The 19,339-nt window shown below is 49.1% G+C and carries 19 protein-coding genes, 1 tRNA gene and 3 rRNA genes; 17 read left to right on the top strand and 6 right to left on the bottom strand.

Annotated elements, in window-relative coordinates; all coding sequences use genetic code 11:
* Positions 1-4: 4 nt before the first annotated feature.
* The 5 genes from rpsD (at position 5) to LCF41_RS19595 (ending at position 2,850) form a co-directional block, all read left to right on the top strand.
* Positions 5-625 carry a 30S ribosomal protein S4 gene (rpsD, locus tag LCF41_RS19615; RefSeq protein ID WP_010286047.1) on the top strand — a complete coding sequence of 207 codons (621 nt, stop codon included), beginning with the start codon at positions 5-7 and terminating at the stop codon, positions 623-625.
* 25 nt (positions 626-650) lie between these two features.
* A complete protein-coding gene (locus tag LCF41_RS19610; RefSeq protein ID WP_005970247.1) occupies positions 651-1,640 on the top strand; it encodes a DNA-directed RNA polymerase subunit alpha in 990 nt (329 codons plus the stop codon).
* A 40-nt stretch (positions 1,641-1,680) separates the two neighbouring features.
* Complete coding sequence (rplQ, locus tag LCF41_RS19605) at positions 1,681-2,073, top strand: 50S ribosomal protein L17 (RefSeq protein WP_005970246.1); 393 nt, start codon at positions 1,681-1,683, stop codon at positions 2,071-2,073.
* Positions 2,074-2,164: 91 nt separating this feature from the next.
* On the top strand, positions 2,165-2,524 hold the full coding sequence (locus LCF41_RS19600; protein WP_225085985.1) for a DnaJ family domain-containing protein: 360 nt from the start codon (positions 2,165-2,167) through the stop codon (positions 2,522-2,524).
* A 113-nt stretch (positions 2,525-2,637) separates the two neighbouring features.
* Entirely contained in the window at positions 2,638-2,850 is a 213-nt protein-coding gene (locus LCF41_RS19595) for an alternative ribosome-rescue factor A (protein WP_180743850.1), read from the top strand.
* 30 nt (positions 2,851-2,880) lie between these two features.
* On the opposite strand, the gene mscL is transcribed toward LCF41_RS19595, so the two are convergent.
* From mscL to def, 5 genes are all read right to left on the bottom strand, one after another.
* Positions 2,881-3,294 carry a large-conductance mechanosensitive channel protein MscL gene (mscL, locus tag LCF41_RS19590; RefSeq protein ID WP_225085984.1) on the bottom strand — a complete coding sequence of 138 codons (414 nt, stop codon included), beginning with the start codon at positions 3,292-3,294 and terminating at the stop codon, positions 2,881-2,883.
* A gap of 90 nt (positions 3,295-3,384) precedes the next feature.
* Positions 3,385-4,761 (bottom strand): Trk system potassium transporter TrkA, encoded by a 1,377-nt coding sequence (gene trkA, locus LCF41_RS19585; protein WP_010304922.1) that lies wholly within the window; start codon positions 4,759-4,761, stop codon positions 3,385-3,387.
* A 56-nt stretch (positions 4,762-4,817) separates the two neighbouring features.
* Positions 4,818-6,107 (bottom strand): 16S rRNA (cytosine(967)-C(5))-methyltransferase RsmB, encoded by a 1,290-nt coding sequence (gene rsmB, locus LCF41_RS19580; protein WP_225085983.1) that lies wholly within the window; start codon positions 6,105-6,107, stop codon positions 4,818-4,820.
* 66 nt (positions 6,108-6,173) lie between these two features.
* Entirely contained in the window at positions 6,174-7,121 is a 948-nt protein-coding gene (fmt, locus tag LCF41_RS19575; protein WP_225085982.1) for a methionyl-tRNA formyltransferase, read from the bottom strand.
* A gap of 23 nt (positions 7,122-7,144) precedes the next feature.
* On the bottom strand, positions 7,145-7,657 hold the full coding sequence (gene def / locus LCF41_RS19570) for a peptide deformylase (protein ID WP_225085981.1): 513 nt from the start codon (positions 7,655-7,657) through the stop codon (positions 7,145-7,147).
* Between the two features lie 128 nt (positions 7,658-7,785).
* Here def and dprA point away from each other — a divergent pair, with 128 nt between their 5' ends.
* From dprA to LCF41_RS19540, 6 genes are read left to right on the top strand one after another with little or no spacing between them, the layout of a single operon-like run.
* Positions 7,786-8,907, top strand: a complete 1,122-nt coding sequence (gene dprA, locus LCF41_RS19565) for a DNA-protecting protein DprA (protein ID WP_225085980.1) — start codon at positions 7,786-7,788, stop codon at positions 8,905-8,907.
* The gene (locus LCF41_RS19560) at positions 8,879-9,352 is read left to right on the top strand and encodes a DUF494 family protein (RefSeq protein WP_225085979.1); all 474 of its coding nucleotides are present in this window, start codon (positions 8,879-8,881) and stop codon (positions 9,350-9,352) included. The genes dprA and LCF41_RS19560 overlap by 29 nt, the downstream gene beginning before the upstream one ends.
* 20 nt (positions 9,353-9,372) lie before the next feature.
* Positions 9,373-9,930: a DNA topoisomerase family protein gene (locus LCF41_RS19555; protein ID WP_225085978.1), complete on the top strand. Its 558-nt coding sequence runs from the start codon at positions 9,373-9,375 to the stop codon at positions 9,928-9,930.
* On the top strand, positions 9,923-10,492 hold the full coding sequence (tsaC, locus tag LCF41_RS19550) for an L-threonylcarbamoyladenylate synthase type 1 TsaC (protein WP_225085977.1): 570 nt from the start codon (positions 9,923-9,925) through the stop codon (positions 10,490-10,492). Before LCF41_RS19555 ends, tsaC begins: the two co-directional genes overlap by 8 nt.
* A gap of 19 nt (positions 10,493-10,511) precedes the next feature.
* Positions 10,512-11,339, top strand: a complete 828-nt coding sequence (gene aroE / locus LCF41_RS19545; protein WP_225085976.1) for a shikimate dehydrogenase — start codon at positions 10,512-10,514, stop codon at positions 11,337-11,339.
* The gene (locus LCF41_RS19540; RefSeq protein WP_225085975.1) at positions 11,336-11,593 is read left to right on the top strand and encodes a DUF1488 family protein; all 258 of its coding nucleotides are present in this window, start codon (positions 11,336-11,338) and stop codon (positions 11,591-11,593) included. Before aroE ends, LCF41_RS19540 begins: the two co-directional genes overlap by 4 nt.
* Here LCF41_RS19540 and LCF41_RS19535 read toward each other — a convergent pair.
* Positions 11,578-12,126 carry a gamma carbonic anhydrase family protein gene (locus LCF41_RS19535; protein WP_225085974.1) on the bottom strand — a complete coding sequence of 183 codons (549 nt, stop codon included), beginning with the start codon at positions 12,124-12,126 and terminating at the stop codon, positions 11,578-11,580. The genes LCF41_RS19540 and LCF41_RS19535 overlap by 16 nt on opposite strands.
* Positions 12,127-12,615: 489 nt before the next feature.
* Between LCF41_RS19535 and LCF41_RS19530 the strand changes: the two genes are divergently transcribed.
* The 6 genes from LCF41_RS19530 (at position 12,616) to metA (ending at position 19,255) form a co-directional block, all read left to right on the top strand.
* A 16S ribosomal RNA gene (locus LCF41_RS19530) occupies positions 12,616-14,157 on the top strand.
* Between the two features lie 86 nt (positions 14,158-14,243).
* Positions 14,244-14,319 (top strand) — tRNA-Glu (locus LCF41_RS19525).
* Positions 14,320-14,579: 260 nt separating this feature from the next.
* Positions 14,580-17,485 (top strand): 23S ribosomal RNA (locus LCF41_RS19520).
* A 135-nt stretch (positions 17,486-17,620) separates the two neighbouring features.
* Positions 17,621-17,736, top strand: a 5S ribosomal RNA gene (rrf, locus tag LCF41_RS19515).
* The 16S, 23S and 5S rRNA genes sit together here with 1 tRNA gene alongside, the layout of an rRNA operon.
* A gap of 87 nt (positions 17,737-17,823) precedes the next feature.
* On the top strand, positions 17,824-18,195 hold the full coding sequence (locus LCF41_RS19510) for a YjaA family stress response protein (RefSeq protein WP_225085973.1): 372 nt from the start codon (positions 17,824-17,826) through the stop codon (positions 18,193-18,195).
* A gap of 130 nt (positions 18,196-18,325) precedes the next feature.
* Positions 18,326-19,255 (top strand): homoserine O-acetyltransferase MetA, encoded by a 930-nt coding sequence (gene metA, locus LCF41_RS19505; protein WP_225085972.1) that lies wholly within the window; start codon positions 18,326-18,328, stop codon positions 19,253-19,255.
* Positions 19,256-19,339 lie beyond the last annotated feature (84 nt).

The raw sequence follows: 19,339 nt of genomic DNA, 5'->3' as shown, positions 1-19,339 counted from the left end.
GAAAATGGCAAGATATTTGGGTCCTAAGCTCAAGCTGAGCCGTCGTGAAGGCACCGACCTGTTCCTGAAGTCTGGTGTTCGTGCGATCGATTCCAAGTGTAAAATTGAACAAGCTCCTGGCCAGCACGGTGCGCGTAAACCGCGTCTGTCTGACTATGGTGTACAGTTGCGTGAAAAGCAAAAAGTTCGCCGTATCTACGGTGTTCTGGAGCGTCAGTTCCGTAACTATTATAAAGAAGCTGCACGTCTGAAAGGCAACACAGGTGCAAACCTGCTGCAACTGCTGGAAGGTCGTCTGGATAACGTTGTTTATCGTATGGGTTTTGGTGCCACTCGTGCTGAAGCACGTCAGATGGTAAGCCACAAAGCTATCATGGTAAACGGTCGCGTTGTTAGCATCGCTTCTTATCAGGTATCCCCGAATGACGTAGTCAGCATCCGTGAGAAAGCTAAAAAGCAATCTCGCGTGAAAGCCGCTCTGGAGCTGGCTGAACAGCGTGAAAAGCCAACTTGGCTGGAAGTTGATGCTGCCAAGATGGAAGGTGTGTTCAAGCGTATTCCTGAACGTACCGATCTGTCTGCGGACATTAATGAACACCTGATCGTCGAGCTTTACTCCAAGTAAAGCTTAGTACCAAAGAGAGGACACAATGCAGGGTTCTGTGACAGAGTTTCTAAAACCGCGCCTGGTTGATATCGAGCAAGTGAGTTCGACGCACGCCAAGGTGACCCTTGAGCCATTAGAGCGCGGCTTCGGCCATACTCTTGGCAACGCACTGCGCCGTATTCTGCTTTCATCCATGCCAGGTTGCGCGGTGACCGAGGTTGAGATTGATGGTGTACTGCATGAGTACAGCACCAAAGAAGGCGTACAGGAAGATATCCTGGAAATCCTGCTCAACCTGAAAGGGCTGGCGGTGAGAGTTCAAGGCAAAGATGAAGTTATTCTTACCCTGAATAAATCTGGCATTGGCCCTGTGACTGCAGCCGACATCATCCATGATGGTGATGTCGAAATCGTCAAGCCGCAGCACTTAATTTGCCACCTGACCGATGAAAATGCATCTATTAGCATGCGTATCAAAGTTCAACGTGGCCGTGGTTATGTGCCGGCATCTGCCCGTATTCATACGGAAGAAGATGAGCGCCCGATTGGTCGTCTGTTAGTTGATGCTTGCTACAGCCCTGTAGAGCGTATTGCCTACAATGTTGAAGCGGCTCGTGTAGAACAGCGTACTGACCTGGACAAGCTAGTCATCGAAATGGAAACCAATGGCACGATCGATCCTGAAGAGGCGATCCGCCGTGCGGCAACCATTCTGGCTGAACAACTTGAAGCTTTTGTTGACTTACGTGATGTTCGTCAGCCAGAAGTTAAAGAAGAGAAACCAGAATTCGATCCGATTCTGCTGCGCCCTGTTGACGATCTGGAATTGACTGTCCGCTCTGCTAACTGCCTTAAGGCAGAAGCTATCCACTACATCGGTGATCTGGTACAGCGTACCGAGGTTGAGCTGCTCAAAACGCCTAACCTTGGTAAAAAATCTCTTACTGAGATTAAAGACGTACTGGCTTCCCGTGGTCTGTCTCTGGGCATGCGCCTAGAAAACTGGCCACCGGCAAGCATTGCTGATGAGTAACCAGATCACAGGTTAAGGTTTTACTGAGAAGGATAAGGTCATGCGCCATCGTAAGAGTGGTCGTCAACTGAACCGTAACAGCAGCCATCGTCAGGCTATGTTCCGTAACATGGCTAGTTCTTTGGTTCGTCATGAAATCATCAAGACGACCCTGCCGAAAGCGAAAGAGCTGCGTCGCGTTGTTGAACCGCTGATTACTCTTGCCAAGACCGACAGCGTTGCTAATCGTCGTCTGGCATTCGCCCGTACTCGTGATAACGAGATCGTGGCAAAACTGTTTAATGAACTGGGCCCGCGTTTCGCGAGCCGTGCCGGTGGTTACACTCGTATTCTGAAGTGTGGCTTCCGTGCTGGTGACAATGCGCCGATGGCATACATCGAGCTCGTTGATCGCTCAGTCTCTCAGACAGAAGAAGTTGCTACTGCAGAGTAATCTGTAAGAGCATAAAAAAACCGGGGAAACCCGGTTTTTTTACATCTGGAATAAACTAAGCTCTATTAATGAAAACAGGTAAGAGATTGCCATGTGGTTGATTGATGAGTTAGTTGAAAAACATATCCGCAAGGCTCAGGAAGATGGTGTTTTTGATAATCTTTCAGGTTCCGGCAGTCCTTTGATTCTTGATGATGATAGCGGCATACCACAGGAACTAAGAACCGCCTATCGGTTGCTCAAGAATGCTGGCTATTTACCTGTAGAACTTCAAGAAAGAAAAGCTGCTTTACAGCTAACCGACTTTCTTAAAACGATATCCCGCGATTCTCCTGAATATGAGGAAGCTTCCCGGCGCTTGCGTATGTTGGAAATCAGCTTGCAGCAGAAAGGGATCAATACTGATTTTCTACATCAGGATTACAAAATACAACTCAATAAGAAATTCTAGCTGCCAGAAGAATTCGCTGGAGTGCTATTCTCATCTTTCCATTTCGGCTATATACTCCGTCTGATTTATTTATCCATATACAATTCATTAGCCCAACTTTCTTAGGAGTGATGATGACCACATATCGTCATAAGCGTGGGAAAATCCAGGACAACGCCATTGAGGCACTGTTACATGACCCACTGTTTCGCCAACGTATTGAAGTAAATGAAAAAGGGAAAGGAAGTTATCGTAGAAAAGAAAAACATGTGAAGAAAGGTAGTTGGGAGGCCAGTGGTAAGCAATCAAGCGATTATTTACCTCTGGCCTTCCTGCTTTCTGTGTAACGAAAGCAAGAGTTGCTAGACACTCAGCTCTTATTGTTTAGGTTGTTGTTCTTTCAGTAAGTCGCGAATTTCAGCTAACAGATTCTCTTCAGCACTAGGCTTAGGCGGTGCAGCTGGCGCATCTTCCTGCTTACGGCGTAGCTTGTTCATGAGTTTGATTGCCATAAAGATTGCGAAAGCGACGATGACAAAATCGAAGATATTTTGAATGAAAGCGCCATAGTTCATGACAACGGCAGGAATGTCGCCTTGGGCATCACGAAGGATTAGGCTGAATTGTTTAAAATCAACCCCGCCAATCAAAAGTCCAAGTGGCGGCATAATAATATCTGATACCAACGAAGAGACAATTTTGCCGAAAGCAGCACCAATAATGACACCCACCGCCAAATCGACAACGTTGCCACGCATGGCAAACTCTCTGAATTCTTTGATGATGCTCATATCCATTCTCCTTGCCAAAAATATAAATTAATTCTAACCAATCGCCGTATCTTTGCCAGATTATCGATTCGCGATAAATCTGTTCCTACATTACAAAAAGAAGGGACTTGGTTGAAATAGTCGTTCAACATCAGGTACAAATTTTTTGTCCGCTAAGAACATAATGACATGATCGCCTTGCTCTATTTTGCTATTTGCATTGGCAATAATGACGTCATCACCACGAACAATTGCGCCGATAGTGGTACCCGGTGGAAGCTTAATATCTTCGATCATTCTTCCAACAACTTTCGATGTGCCCTCATCACCGTGGGCGATGGCCTCAATTGCTTCAGCCACACCACGGCGCAAGGAGGATACGCTAACGATATCTGCCTTACGGACATGGCTGAGTAGCGCAGAAATGGTTGCCTGCTGTGGGGAGATAGCGACATCAATGACGCTACCCTGGACCAGATCGACATAAGCCCGGCGCTGGATGAGCACCATGACTTTTTTCGCCCCCATACGTTTGGCCAGCATCGCTGACATAATATTCGCTTCGTCATCATTGGTAATGGCGATGAATACATCAATTTGCTCAATATGTTCTTCGGCAAGGAGCTCCTGGTCTGAAGCATCGCCGTGAAATACCACCGTATTTTGCAGAAGTTCAGCCAACTCAACTGCACGATCTGCATTACGTTCTATCAACTTGATGCTGTAGTCTTTTTCTAACCGTTGAGCTAATCCAGCACCGACGTTACCTCCGCCAACGATCATGATCCTTTTATACGGTTTCTCAAGGCGCTGTAATTCGCTCATCACTGCGCGAATATGTTGGGAAGCAGCGACAAAAAACACTTCGTCACCGGCTTCGATGATAGTGGAACCCTGTGGGCGAATTGGACGATCGTGACGGAAAATAGCCGCAACGCGAGTGTCTACATGAGGAATGTGTTCACGGAGAGAGGTGAGGGCATTACCAACCAATGGGCCGCCATAATAAGCATTAACCGCTGCAAGACTCACTTTGCCTTCAGCGAAGTTGACGACCTGAAGTGCTCCGGGATATTCGATCAGTTTGTAGATGTTATCGATCACCAGTTGCTCTGGCGAGATCAGGTGATCGATGGGAACCGCTTCGGGCAAAAACAGCTGTTCTGATTCACGAATGTATTCAGCGGCACGAATGCGTGCAATCCGGTTTGGGGTTTTAAAAAGAGAATAAGCAATCTGGCATGCTACCATATTCGTTTCATCTGAATTGGTAACGGCGACCAGCATATCGGCATCTTCTGCCCCTGCTTCACGCAGCACTCGTGGGTGAGAGGCATAGCCCGTAACGACACGCAGGTCAAACTTATCCTGAAGCTGGCGTAACCGATTAGCATCAGTATCAACGACAGTGATGTCATTGTTTTCACCCGCTAAATTTTCCGCCAGTGTTCCGCCGACCTGACCCGCGCCAAGAATGATAATTTTCATAATAAGCCATGCCGTTTATTAATTGCTGTCTGTTGCAGACAATACTGGGTTCAATATCAGTTTTTTACCAGCTTCGCATAAAAGAAACCATCGCCACTATCGGCATGGGGAAGCATCTGTATACCTGGCATTTCTCTTGTACCTGTATCAACCAGTTTTGCATCGGCATGGCGAGTTAGGAAATCCGTAACTTGTTGAGCATTTTCTTGCGGCAGAATGGAGCAGGTAGCATAGACCATTGTGCCGCCGGTTTTGAGATGTGGCCAAATGGCATCAAGGATCTCTTTTTGTAGTGCAACCAGCTCTTCAATGTCTCTGTCTCGGCGCAACCACTTAATATCAGGATGACGACGAATCACACCCGTGGCTGAGCACGGGGCATCCAACAGAATGCGATCAAACACACGCCCTTCACACCATGAATCGGGGTAACGTCCATCGCCTTGTTTTACTTCGGCATGCATTTGTAACCGCAGTAAATTTTCTTTTACTCGGCCTAAACGTGTTTCATCTACATCGACAGCGAGTACATGAGATTTTGGTGCCGCTTCTAAAATGTGTGTCGTTTTTCCGCCAGGTGCAGCGCAGAGATCGAGGATCTGTTCGCCATCTTGTGGATCGAGCCAATAGACGCAGCCTTGAGCCGATGCATCTTGTACCGTTGCCCATCCTTGAGAAAATCCTGGCAATTGATCGACCGCACAGGGAGAGGCAAGTCGTATCGCATCGCTGTATTCAGCATGAGGAAATGCCTCGATACCCTCTTGTACTAACAAGTTTAAATACGCTTCACGTGTGTGGTGTAATCGATTCGCACGTAACCACATTGGGGGGCGTTGATTATTCGCCTCAACGATGTTTTGCCAGTGATTTGGATAGGCACGCTCAATGCGCGCCAGCAGCCAGCTTGGATGCAGGTAGTGGGACGAGTGAGTTGCCTCACGTTGAATCAGTTCTTCCTGCTGACGCTGAAATTGGCGTAATACACCATTAATCAGCCCCTTGAGTTGCGGTTTTTTTAACGCCACAGCACCTTCTACTGTTTCAGCCAGCGCTGCATGTGGCGGGATCCGCGTATATTGCAGTTGGTAGATGCCGACCATGATGAGGTAGTGCAGCGTGCGCTGTTTACCCGTCAGGGGCTTTGACATCAGTTGCTGAATACACCATTCCAACTGTGGTAAAATGCGTAATACGCCAAAGCAAAGCTCTTGCAAAAGTGCGCGATCTTTATCGGAGACTTCACGCTGATGAACGGGTAATAAGGCGCTGAGCGACTGTCCCTGATCCAGAACCTGTCCCACCACTTTTGCGGCAATGCTGCGTAAATTGTATGAGCTTTTCATGTGTTAGCGATGACGTATACGTAAAAAGAGAGGATATACCGGCATGACGCCGGTATGAAAAATAGATTAGTTCAGTGTATTACCGGGAACGAACCACTCACGACGTGAGTTAAGCAGATCCTGTGCACTCATTACTTTTTTGCCAGCAGGCTGCAATTCCTGAATATTCAAGATACCCGCAGCTGTTGCCACCTGAATACCTTGTTTATCTGCCTGAAGGATGGTTCCGGGCAATGAGCCATGTGCTGTGGTCATGACTTCCGCTTTCCAGACTTTCACCGGTTGTTCATCTACTGTGAAATAACTGACTGGCCAGGGATTGAAAGCACGAATACAGCGCTCAAGCTGCTCAGCAGATAACTGCCAGTTTAGGCGAGCTTCTTCTTTGCTGAGTTTTTCTGCATAGGTAGCAAGGGCGTCATTTTGCGCTTCAGCGACAGCGCTGCCATCAGCAAGTTGTTCCAGCGTTTCCAATAAGCCACGTGGTCCCAGCTCAGCAAGTTTATCGTACAACGTTGCGCTGGTATCTTGAGGCAGGATGGGGCATGAAATTTTGTGCAGCATTGCGCCAGTATCGAGTCCGACATCCATTTGCATGATCGTCACACCGGTTTCACTATCCCCAGCCCACAGTGCGCGCTGAATTGGCGCCGCACCACGCCAGAGAGGCAACAGAGAACCGTGGACATTAATGCAGCCAAGGCGCGGCATGGATAATACGGGCTGCGGCAGAATTAAGCCGTAGGCGACAACGACCATAACATCGGCATTTAACGCCTGAACCATCGCCTGATTTTCTGCCGGTCGCAGAGATTTGGGCTGAAAAACAGGGATGCTATGTTGCTCTGCGAGTACTTTTACCGGGCTGGGGGTGAGCTTGTTGCCCCTGCCTGCTGGGCGATCGGGCTGGGTGAAAACGCCAACGACCTCATGTCCTGATGATAAAAGCGCGTCAAGGTGACGCGCTGCAAAGTCAGGGGTGCCGGCAAAGATTATGCGTAAAGAATCAGACACGGTGCTTCCTGTCAGGATGAAAATTAGCGGGCCCGGCTATTCTGCTTAGCCAGTTTTTCCAGTTTTTGACGAATGCGCTGGCGTTTAAGTGGGGAAAGGTAATCGATAAACAGTTTCCCAACCAGATGATCCATTTCATGCTGAATACAAATGGCAAGTAGCTCACTTGCTTCAAGTTCGAACGTTTTACCTTCACGATCCAATGCACGCACTTTTACATGCTCTGCACGAGGAACCAGCGCACGCGTTTCAGGGATCGACAGGCAACCTTCTTCAATACCCGTATCGCCGCTCTTTTCAATCAGTTCGGGATTGATCAGCACCAGCCGTTGGTTTCGTTCTTCAGAAACGTCAATGACAATGATGCGTTGATGAATATCCACTTGTGTTGCGGCCAGCCCAATACCTTCTTCTTCGTACATGGTATCGAACATATCATCCACGATACGTTGAATATCTGCATTGACTTCTTTTACGGGCTGCGCAGTGATGCGGAGCCGCTCGTCTGGAAAATGTAATACCTGCAAAACTGACATATATGTTTAGATCTGTATCTGAATAGTGAGAGAGTCTTAGCGCTCATTCTAGACATTTCCTGCCCCGATTGACAGCATCAGCTCTGAATTGCACCACTTATCTGAACATAGCGGAATAAGGGACGCTGATGCTATCAACGGAAATTTGGCTACGTATGACGGGCGTAAGGCACCTGGGCGCTTTACGTGCTCGGGCTATTGTCAGAAAACTTATTGATTTAAAGGCGTTCGATAACGAGAGCCTGAGTGCGTTAGGCCTGTCTGATGATCAAATAGAACAATTCTGTTCCTATGATCGTAAGACCTTGGAAGAAACACTCAATTGGTTGTCTTATCCTAATCATCATATCGTGACGTGCGAAGATGCCCTGTATCCCTTTCTGTTGAGCAACATTCGTGATTTTCCACTGTTGCTTTTTGTATCTGGCTCTCCTGAGTTATTGGCATCGCCACAAATATCGATTATTGGTAGCCGAGGCTGCAGTGCTTACGGTGAACGCTGGGGAGGATTTTTTGCTCAAGAACTTGCCGCAAGTGACCTCACAATAACAAGTGGGTTAGCCATTGGCATTGATGGTATTGCTCATCGGGCTGCTTTGGATGCAGGGGGGAGAACCATTGCCGTATTGGGAAGTGGGTTGGAGAATATTTATCCCAAGCGGCACGCTAAGCTTGCAGAACGTATTTGTGGCACTGGCGGTGCATTGGTCTCCGAATTTCCCCTTGCGATGCCGCCTTTCCCAACCAACTTTCCCAGAAGAAATCGCATCATTAGCGGACTAGGGTTGGGTGTTCTGGTCATTGAGGCATCTATCCGCAGCGGATCGCTGGTCACGGCGCGTTATGCTTTAGAACAAGGACGGGAGGTTTTCGCTCTGCCAGGGCCAATAGGTAATCCTATGACTGAAGGGACGCACTGGTTGATCCAGCAAGGAGCCTGCCTGGTTACACATCCGAAGGATATTCTTGAGCAGTTGGTGAGTGAGCTACAGTGGCTGTCAATGGAAAGCGGGAAAACTATTTCTAACGAAGAAGAGGATGGCGAATTGCCATTTGCCGACGTGTTGGCTAACGTAGGAGATGAGGTTACACCTGTTGACGTTGTCGCTGAACGTGCCGGCCAACCTGTGCCAGAGATAGTCACCAAGCTATTAGAGCTGGAGTTAGCAGGATGGATCGCAGCAGTACCCGGCGGCTATGTCCGATTAAGGAGGGCAGGCCATGTTCGACGTACTCATGTACTTGTTTGAGAGCTACATCCACAATGAAACTGAAATGCGTGTCGATCAGGATACGTTAACTGATGACCTCACCCGCGCTGGATTCGATCGTAACGATATCTATAGCGCGTTGAGTTGGCTGGAAAAATTGGCCGATATTCAGGAAGGGCAGACTGCTCCGCTTTATTTGGCGAACGATCCTCTGGCTATGCGGATCTATATGCAGGATGAAGAGTTGCGTCTTGATGCGGAATGTCGTGGCTTTTTATTGTTCCTTGAGCAAATTCAGGTTCTGAATCTTGAAACGCGGGAGATGGTCATCGAACGCGTCATGGCGTTGGAAACGCAGGAGTTTGATCTGGAAGATCTGAAGTGGGTCATCCTCATGGTGCTTTTCAATGTGCCTGGCTGTGAGAATGCCTATCAGCAAATGGAAGAATTACTCTTTGAGGTCAATGACGGTTATGTGCAATAGCCAGAGGGATAACATTTCGAATGGCTAAGCCCGTACTGTTTGCTGAAAGAAAACAGGAAATATGTCCAGACTGTGGGTCAGTGCTGGTTATCCGTTCTGGTCGGCACGGCCCGTTTCTCGGCTGTTCTGCGTATCCAGAATGCGAATTCATTCGCCCACTGAAAGCACAGGCTGATGGACATATCGTCAAAGTGTTGGATGGGCAGCAATGCCCACTTTGTCAGTCGACATTGGTACTCAGGCAAGGCCGTTATGGGATGTTCATCGGCTGTGGCAATTACCCTGAATGCCATCATACCGAGACTATCGATCGCCCTGATGAAACGGCGATTCGATGTCCACAGTGTCATGAAGGTACGTTGTTACAACGTAAGTCTCGCTACGGCAAGGTGTTTCATTCTTGCGATCGCTATCCCGATTGTCAGTTTACGTTAAACCATAAACCGATAGCGGGTGAGTGTCCTTCTTGCCATTACGCCTTATTGTTTGAGAAAAAAACGGCACAAGGTACCAAGCTATTTTGTGCCAGTAAATTATGTGGAAAGCCGATAGCGGCAGAAGTTGATAAGAATGAGTGATGTCTCTGATGAACTAATGATTCCCGTTTTACGGGAATTACATAACCAGCAGGTTATTGCGTACCCGACTGAAGCAGTATTCGGGTTGGGCTGCGATCCTGATAGTGAAGTGGCGGTTAATCGCCTGCTAGCGTTAAAACAGCGCCCTTGGCAAAAAGGACTGATCTTGATTGCGGCAGATTTTAGCCAACTGGCTCCTTATATTGATGACAGCGCGTTATCCGATGAGCAGAAAGCTATGATGTTTTCCACATGGCCTGGTCCGGTTACTTGGGTATTGCCTGCAAAACGCACGACTCCGCAGTGGTTAACGGGGCAATTTTCTTCACTTGCGGTGCGCGTTAGCGACCACCCGTTAGTCAAAGAACTGTGCCAGCGTTACGGTAAACCGCTGGTGTCGACTAGCGCCAATTTAAGTGGTCAACCTCCTTGCCGCACGGCTCAGGAAGTTTCTCAACAGTTTGGTGATGATTTTCCTGTGCTAGTTGGGGATGTCGGCGGAAGAATGAACCCATCAGAAATCAGGGATGTATTAACAGGCGAACTTATTCGTCAGGGGTAACGGTAAGTTGGAGGGGAACGTGTCTGAAGTAACGTCTTTTGCAGTTTTTGGCAATCCGATTGCACATAGTAAATCACCTCGCATACATGAGCTATTTGCTGCACAGACGGGGATAACGTTGACGTATGAGCGCGTTTTAGCGCCTCTGGATGATTTTGAGCAGGTGCTACGCCAGTATTTTCTCGATGGCGCAGGCGGTGCGAATGTGACTGCGCCCTTTAAAGAACGTGCCTTTGCCGAAGCCGATGAATGTAGCGAATGCGCGGCGCTTGCTGGGGCGGTCAACACATTGAAGAGGCTGAGTGACGGTCGCCTGTTTGGTGATAATACAGATGGCATTGGTTTACTTAGCGATCTGCAACGATTGGCGCTGGTAAAGCCGTTGGATCGTGTGTTGCTGGTTGGTGCTGGTGGTGCAGCGCGAGGGGTTATCCAACCCTTACTGGCCTATGGCTGTACGATTGTGCTGACGAATAGGACGTTTTCCAAGGCTGATGAATTAGTTAAGATCTTCAGTGGCATTGGAGATATTCAAGCTGTTGCTCTCGACGATTTACATGGCCAGTCATTCGATCTGATCATTAATGCGACATCTTCTGGGATGTACGACAGTATTCCTAACTTACCGCCAGAACTCATTTCGCCTGATACAGGTTGCTATGACATGTTCTATCTGCCGCAACTGACACCTTTTTTGTCATGGTGCGTACAGCATGGTGCTATCCGCTATGCAGATGGTTTGGGAATGTTAGTGGGGCAAGCGGCCCATGCGTTTAAGCTTTGGCATGGCGTGATGCCTGATGTGGAACCCGTGATCGGTTTACTCAAGCAGGATCTTGCAAAGTGAATCAGGCGATCCAGTTCCCAGATCGTGAAAGTTGGGATGATAAGGTAATGGCGATCCGCTTTCCCGTTTTAGTGAATGGCTTTCAGCAGGAATGTCTAGTGAGCGCAACACAGCTCCAGCAACGCTATGGCGGCGATAGCCCTGAACAGTGGCTGGCGCTGTTCAGGGAGTATCGATGGGATCTTGAAGATGAATTGGAAAAAATGATCGTTGCTGAAGAATGGGATGGTGAAGGCTGCTACTCGTTGTCCTGAGCAAGATATTCATCTTTCCAACGAACATAGTTGTTTGCCGAGTAAATCAACCCCTCTATTTCTTCTTGAGTTAGCGGTCGGATTTTTTTAACTGGGCTGCCGAGGTATAGATGTCCCTTCTCTAGCCGCTTTCCAGGGGGGACCAGGCTACCGGCGCCGATCATGACATCATCCTCAATAACGGCGCCATCCAGGAGTATTGACCCCATTCCTACCAGAACCCGATTTCCTATTTGGCAACCATGCAACATCGCTTTATGGCCTACAGTGACATCTTCCCCAATAATAAGCGGGTTACCTTCTGGCTTTTTCTCTGAACAGTGGGTTACATGGAGCACGGATCCATCCTGAATATTACTCCTGGCACCGATAGTGATGTAGTTAACATCACCGCGTATGGCGACAAGGGGCCAGACACCGACATCATCGCCTAGTGTTACTTTGCCAATCACCACGCTGGAATGATCGACCATGACTCTTTCTCTTAAAACGGGAGAAATACCGTTATAACGGCGGAATGTTTTTGCGCTCATCGACAACCTCGTAGTTATTTACCACATTACTGATTATTCGCATTACAGACAAAATATCGACAGATATGAGACACCGGCAACTGAAAAGTGGGGTGGATCGAGTAAGATCTCATCGAAAGGGTCGAAAAACAGGCGAACAGAAAAAAAGATCAAGAAAGTTGTTGTGTAACGAAAACGGATCCCTATAATGCGCCTCCATCGATACGGTGCTGTGAACACACAACCGGGTCGATAAAGAAAGAGGAAACGCTTTAAAATAAACGTTGACTCTGCAGGTGATAAGCGTAGTATACGCCACCTCGCGAAGTGGTTAAGGCCGCAACGCGACGCTCTTTAACAATTTAATCAGACAATCTGTGTGGGCACTCACAAGACCGTATCTTGACGATATAAAAAGTCTTGAAGAGTGAACAACAGTAAATTCATTACGAATAAACAGTTTTAATTCTTTGAGCATCGCTGACGAGTTCAGCAAATCAAACAAATCTTAAATTGAAGAGTTTGATCATGGCTCAGATTGAACGCTGGCGGCAGGCCTAACACATGCAAGTCGGGCGGTAGCACAGAGGAGCTTGCTCCTTGGGTGACGAGCGGCGGACGGGTGAGTAATGTCTGGGAAACTGCCTGATGGAGGGGGATAACTACTGGAAACGGTAGCTAATACCGCATAACGTCTTCGGACCAAAGCGGGGGACCTTCGGGCCTCGCGCCATCAGATGTGCCCAGATGGGATTAGCTGGTAGGTGAGGTAATGGCTCACCTAGGCGACGATCCCTAGCTGGTCTGAGAGGATGACCAGCCACACTGGAACTGAGACACGGTCCAGACTCCTACGGGAGGCAGCAGTGGGGAATATTGCACAATGGGCGCAAGCCTGATGCAGCCATGCCGCGTGTGTGAAGAAGGCCTTCGGGTTGTAAAGCACTTTCAGCGGGGAGGAAGGCGGTGAGATTAATACTCTCACCGATTGACGTTACCCGCAGAAGAAGCACCGGCTAACTCCGTGCCAGCAGCCGCGGTAATACGGAGGGTGCAAGCGTTAATCGGAATGACTGGGCGTAAAGCGCACGCAGGCGGTTTGTTAAGTCAGATGTGAAATCCCCGAGCTTAACTTGGGAACTGCATTTGAAACTGGCAAGCTAGAGTCTTGTAGAGGGGGGTAGAATTCCAGGTGTAGCGGTGAAATGCGTAGAGATCTGGAGGAATACCGGTGGCGAAGGCGGCCCCCTGGACAAAGACTGACGCTCAGGTGCGAAAGCGTGGGGAGCAAACAGGATTAGATACCCTGGTAGTCCACGCTGTAAACGATGTCGATTTGGAGGTTGTGCCCTTGAGGCGTGGCTTCCGGAGCTAACGCGTTAAATCGACCGCCTGGGGAGTACGACCGCAAGGTTAAAACTCAAATGAATTGACGGGGGCCCGCACAAGCGGTGGAGCATGTGGTTTAATTCGATGCAACGCGAAGAACCTTACCTACTCTTGACATCCAGAGAACTTAGCAGAGATGCTTTGGTGCCTTCGGGAACTCTGAGACAGGTGCTGCATGGCTGTCGTCAGCTCGTGTTGTGAAATGTTGGGTTAAGTCCCGCAACGAGCGCAACCCTTATCCTTTGTTGCCAGCGGTTAGGCCGGGAACTCAAAGGAGACTGCCAGTGATAAACTGGAGGAAGGTGGGGATGACGTCAAGTCATCATGGCCCTTACGAGTAGGGCTACACACGTGCTACAATGGCGTATACAAAGAGAAGCGACCTCGCGAGAGCAAGCGGACCTCATAAAGTACGTCGTAGTCCGGATTGGAGTCTGCAACTCGACTCCATGAAGTCGGAATCGCTAGTAATCGTAGATCAGAATGCTACGGTGAATACGTTCCCGGGCCTTGTACACACCGCCCGTCACACCATGGGAGTGGGTTGCAAAAGAAGTAGGTAGCTTAACCTTCGGGAGGGCGCTTACCACTTTGTGATTCATGACTGGGGTGAAGTCGTAACAAGGTAACCGTAGGGGAACCTGCGGTTGGATCACCTCCTTACCAAGAAGATGTGGGTTGAGTGAAGTGCTCACACAGATTGTCTGATGAAAATAACGAGCAAAAGCGTCAACAAAGTACGGTGTCGTGTCCCCTTCGTCTAGAGGCCTAGGACACCGCCCTTTCACGGCGGTAACAGGGGTTCGAATCCCCTAGGGGACGCCAGCGCATCCGACCATTCCGGTGAAAGCGGGGGTCTTCAGTAAGTAATCTGCTTACCTCATATCTTAAAACTGATTAGCGATAGTCAGGGTTTAAGATATTGCTCTTTAACAATCTGGAACAAGCTGAAAATTGAAACATGACAGCTTAATATGCATGACTGCCTTCGGGTGAGTTGTGATGATTCTGTCTGTCAATGAGTCTCTCAAATAATCACAGCACGATAATGACTTTGATTTATCAAAGACACCTTCGGGTTGTGAGGTTAAGCGACTAAGCGTACACGGTGGATGCCTAGGCAGTCAGAGGCGATGAAGGGCGTGCTAATCTGCGATAAGCGTCGGTAAGCTGATATGAAGCGTTATACCCGACGATACCCGAATGGGGAAACCCAGTGTGTTTCGACACACTATCATTAACTGAATCCATAGGTTAATGAGGCGAACCGGGGGAACTGAAACATCTCAGTACCCCGAGGAAAAGAAATCAACCGAGATTCCCCCAGTAGCGGCGAGCGAACGGGGAAGAGCCCAGAACCTGAATCAGTTTGTGTGTTAGTGGAAGCGTCTGGAAAGTCGCACAGTAAAGGGTGATAGTCCCGTACACAAAAATGCACAAGGTGTGAGTTCGATGAGTAGGGCGGGACACGTGACATCCTGTCTGAATATGGGGGGACCATCCTCCAAGGCTAAATACTCCTGACTGACCGATAGTGAACCAGTACCGTGAGGGAAAGGCGAAAAGAACCCCGGCGAGGGGAGTGAAATAGAACCTGAAACCGTGTACGTACAAGCAGTGGGAGCCTACTTGTTAGGTGACTGCGTACCTTTTGTATAATGGGTCAGCGACTTATATTCTGTAGCAAGGTTAACCGTTTAGGGGAGCCGCAGGGAAACCGAGTCTTAACTGGGCGTTAAGTTGCAGGGTATAGACCCGAAACCCGGTGATCTAGCCATGGGCAGGTTGAAGGTTGGGTAACACTAACTGGAGGACCGAACCGACTAATGTTGAAAAATTAGCGGATGACTTGTGGCTGGGGGTGAAAGGCCAATCAAACCGGGAGATAGCTGGTTCTCCCCGAAAGCTATTTAGGTAGCGCCTCGTGAATTCATCTTCGGGGGTAGAGCACTGTTTCGGCTAGGGGGTCATCCCGACTTACCAACCCGATGCAAACTGCGAATACCGAAGAATGTTATCACGGGAGACACACGGCGGGTGCTAACGTTCGTCGTGAAGAGGGAAACAACCCAGACCGCCAGCTAAGGTCCCAAAGTCATGGTTAAGTGGGAAACGATGTGGGAAGGCACAGACAGCCAGGATGTTGGCTTAGAAGCAGCCATCATTTAAAGAAAGCGTAATAGCTCACTGGTCGAGTCGGCCTGCGCGGAAGATGTAACGGGGCTAAACCATGCACCGAAGCTGCGGCAGCGACACTCAGGTGTTGTTGGGTAGGGGAGCGTTCTGTAAGCCTGCGAAGGTGGCCTGTGAGGGCTGCTGGAGGTATCAGAAGTGCGAATGCTGACATAAGTAACGATAATGCGGGTGAAAAACCCGCACGCCGGAAGACCAAGGGTTCCTGTCCAACGTTAATCGGGGCAGGGTGAGTCGACCCCTAAGGCGAGGCTGAAAAGCGTAGTCGATGGGAAACAGGTTAATATTCCTGTACTGGGTGTTACTGCGAAGGGGGACGGAGAAAGCTAGGTTATCCGGGCGACGGTTGTCCCGGTTTAAGCGTGAAGGTGGGTGACTTTGGTAAATCCGGGTCATCGTTAACACTGAGGCGTGATGACGAGTCACTACGGTGATGAAGTAACTGATGCTACGCTTCCAGGAAAAGCCTCTAAGCTCCAGGTAACACCGAATCGTACCCCAAACCGACACAGGTGGTCAGGTAGAGAATACTCAGGCGCTTGAGAGAACTCGGGTGAAGGAACTAGGCAAAATGGTGCCGTAACTTCGGGAGAAGGCACGCTGGTGTAAGGTGAAGTCCCTTGCGGATGGAGCTGAGACCAGTCGAAGATACCAGCTGGCTGCAACTGTTTAATAAAAACACAGCACTGTGCAAACACGAAAGTGGACGTATACGGTGTGACGCCTGCCCGGTGCCGGAAGGTTAATTGATGGGGTTATCCGTAAGGAGAAGCTCTTGATCGAAGCCCCGGTAAACGGCGGCCGTAACTATAACGGTCCTAAGGTAGCGAAATTCCTTGTCGGGTAAGTTCCGACCTGCACGAATGGCGTAATGATGGCCAGGCTGTCTCCACCCGAGACTCAGTGAAATTGAACTCGCTGTGAAGATGCAGTGTACCCGCGGCAAGACGGAAAGACCCCGTGAACCTTTACTATAGCTTGACACTGAACCTTGAGCCTTGATGTGTAGGATAGGTGGGAGGCTTTGAAGTGTGGACGCCAGTCTGCATGGAGCCGACCTTGAAATACCACCCTTTAATGTTTGATGTTCTAACGTGGGCCCGTAAACCGGGTTGCGGACAGTGTCTGGTGGGTAGTTTGACTGGGGCGGTCTCCTCCCAAAGCGTAACGGAGGAGCACGAAGGTTAGCTAATCCTGGTCGGACATCAGGAGGTTAGTGCAAAGGCATAAGCTAGCTTGACTGCGAGAGTGACAGCTCGAGCAGGTGCGAAAGCAGGTCTTAGTGATCCGGTGGTTCTGAATGGAAGGGCCATCGCTCAACGGATAAAAGGTACTCCGGGGATAACAGGCTGATACCGCCCAAGAGTTCATATCGACGGCGGTGTTTGGCACCTCGATGTCGGCTCATCACATCCTGGGGCTGAAGTAGGTCCCAAGGGTATGGCTGTTCGCCATTTAAAGTGGTACGCGAGCTGGGTTTAGAACGTCGTGAGACAGTTCGGTCCCTATCTGCCGTGGGCGCTGGAAGATTGAGAGGGGTTGCTCCTAGTACGAGAGGACCGGAGTGAACGCACCACTGGTGTACGGGTTGTGATGCCAATTGCATTGCCCGGTAGCTAAGTGCGGAAGAGATAACCGCTGAAAGCATCTAAGCGGGAAACTTGCCTCGAGATGAGTCTTCCCTGGGTACTTGATACCCCTGAAGGGCCGTTGAAGACGACGACGTAGATAGGCTGGGTGTGTAAGCGTAGCGATACGTTGAGCTGACCAGTACTAATGACCCGAGAGGCTTAACCTTACAACACCGAAGGTGTTTTGAGTGATGATGACTCATAAAAAACAATACTCAGCTTGTTCGAAGATTGGTTCTGATGGTTGTGCAGAGAGAAGCGAAAGCGACTGAAGTGCGACGGTTGGAATGAAACAGAATTTGCCTGGCGGCGATAGCGCGGTGGTCCCACCTGACCCCATGCCGAACTCAGAAGTGAAACGCCGTAGCGCCGATGGTAGTGTGGGGCTTCCCCATGTGAGAGTAGGGAACTGCCAGGCATCAAATAGTGGAAGGCCCCTGTCGAAAGACAGGGGCTTTTTGCTGTCTGCGTTTTGGAGAAGACAACACCGTCAGGAAGACCCATCATGAATCTCTATATCCAAATCCGTAAAAATCAAATAACCGTACGTAATCTTGCCACTCAGCGTGAGGTTTCCACGCAGAGTGCATTTAGTAACAATAGAATTTTGGTCGCTGATTTTATGAATGCCGCAGAGACTCTACGGGGTGTTGTTCGTCAGGTTGCTCCCTGTAATTGGTGTAACTGGTTCAGTAGCACAACACTACTGATTCACGCTCTGGAGATGAATGAAGGAGGGCTTTCTCCTGTAGAGGAACGCATACTTCAGGAGATCACCGTCATTAGCTATCGTAAATCTAGGCTCATTGTTATTTCTAGCGCTGTTCCTCTGAGTGATTCTGACGCGCTCAAACGTATTCAGCAGAAGTCGTTCTGATGGTGCATACTGAATCTCGTGAAACATTTTCACCTTATGCGCTGAGCACTCGACATTAGAACGAAAACTCGCTATCTTCGGGCATCTGGATGTCTAAACGTTTAAACGTATGCTTTGAGGATATAAGGTTATGCCAATTCGGGTTCCTGATGAGTTACCAGCCGTCAATTTTCTGCGTAATGAGAACGTCTTTGTCATGACGTCCTCGCGTGCTAAAACGCAGGAAATACGTCCCCTCAAAGTGCTGGTGCTGAACCTGATGCCTAAAAAGATCGAGACTGAAAACCAGTTTCTGCGCCTGCTATCCAATTCGCCATTACAGATCGATATTCAACTGCTACGTATCGATAGTCGTGAATCGAAGAATACGCCAGCCGAGCATTTGAATAACTTCTACTGTGATTTCGAGGACATTCAGGATGAAAACTTTGATGGCTTGATTGTCACTGGCGCCCCGCTGGGATTAGTCGATTTCTGCGATGTTGTTTATTGGCCACAGATCGCACGTGTCATTGAGTGGGCAAAAGAGCATGTTACCTCCACATTATTCGTGTGTTGGGCTGTGCAGGCTGCTCTCAATATCCTCTACGGTATTCCCAAGATGACCCGTAAGGAAAAGCTATCTGGCGTTTATTCTCATCAAACGTTACAACCCCATGCATTGCTGACCCGTGGCTTTGACGAAACGTTCCTGGCACCACATTCGCGCTATGCGGATTTTCCGGTTGATGTGATTCGCCAGCATACAGATTTGGATATTTTGGTTGAGTCAGAGCAAGCGGGCGCCTATCTGTTTGCCAGCAAAGATAAGCGTTTGGCGTTTGTTACCGGACACCCAGAGTATGATGCCCTCACGCTAGCGGGAGAATTTTTCCGTGATTACGACGCCGGATTGGATCCGGCGGTTCCGGTTAACTATTTCCCTGACGACAACCCTGAACTGGCACCGAAAGCGAGCTGGCGTAGCCACGGACATCTGCTGTTTGTTAACTGGCTGAATTACTACGTCTACCAGATTACGCCTTATGATTTACGTCGCATGAACCCTACGTTGGACTAAGTCATCTCCCTTCTTTTCTCTAAGGCACCTTTTAAGGTGCCTTTCTTTTTGTGCTGAATTATTTCATTTCTATTGATGAGTGAA

Source organism: Pectobacterium colocasium, from assembly GCF_020181655.1.
Classification (GTDB): Bacteria; Pseudomonadota; Gammaproteobacteria; order Enterobacterales; family Enterobacteriaceae; genus Pectobacterium; species Pectobacterium colocasium.
Note: the sequence above shows the minus strand (reverse complement) of the source record. Positions and strands in the feature narration are given on the sequence as shown.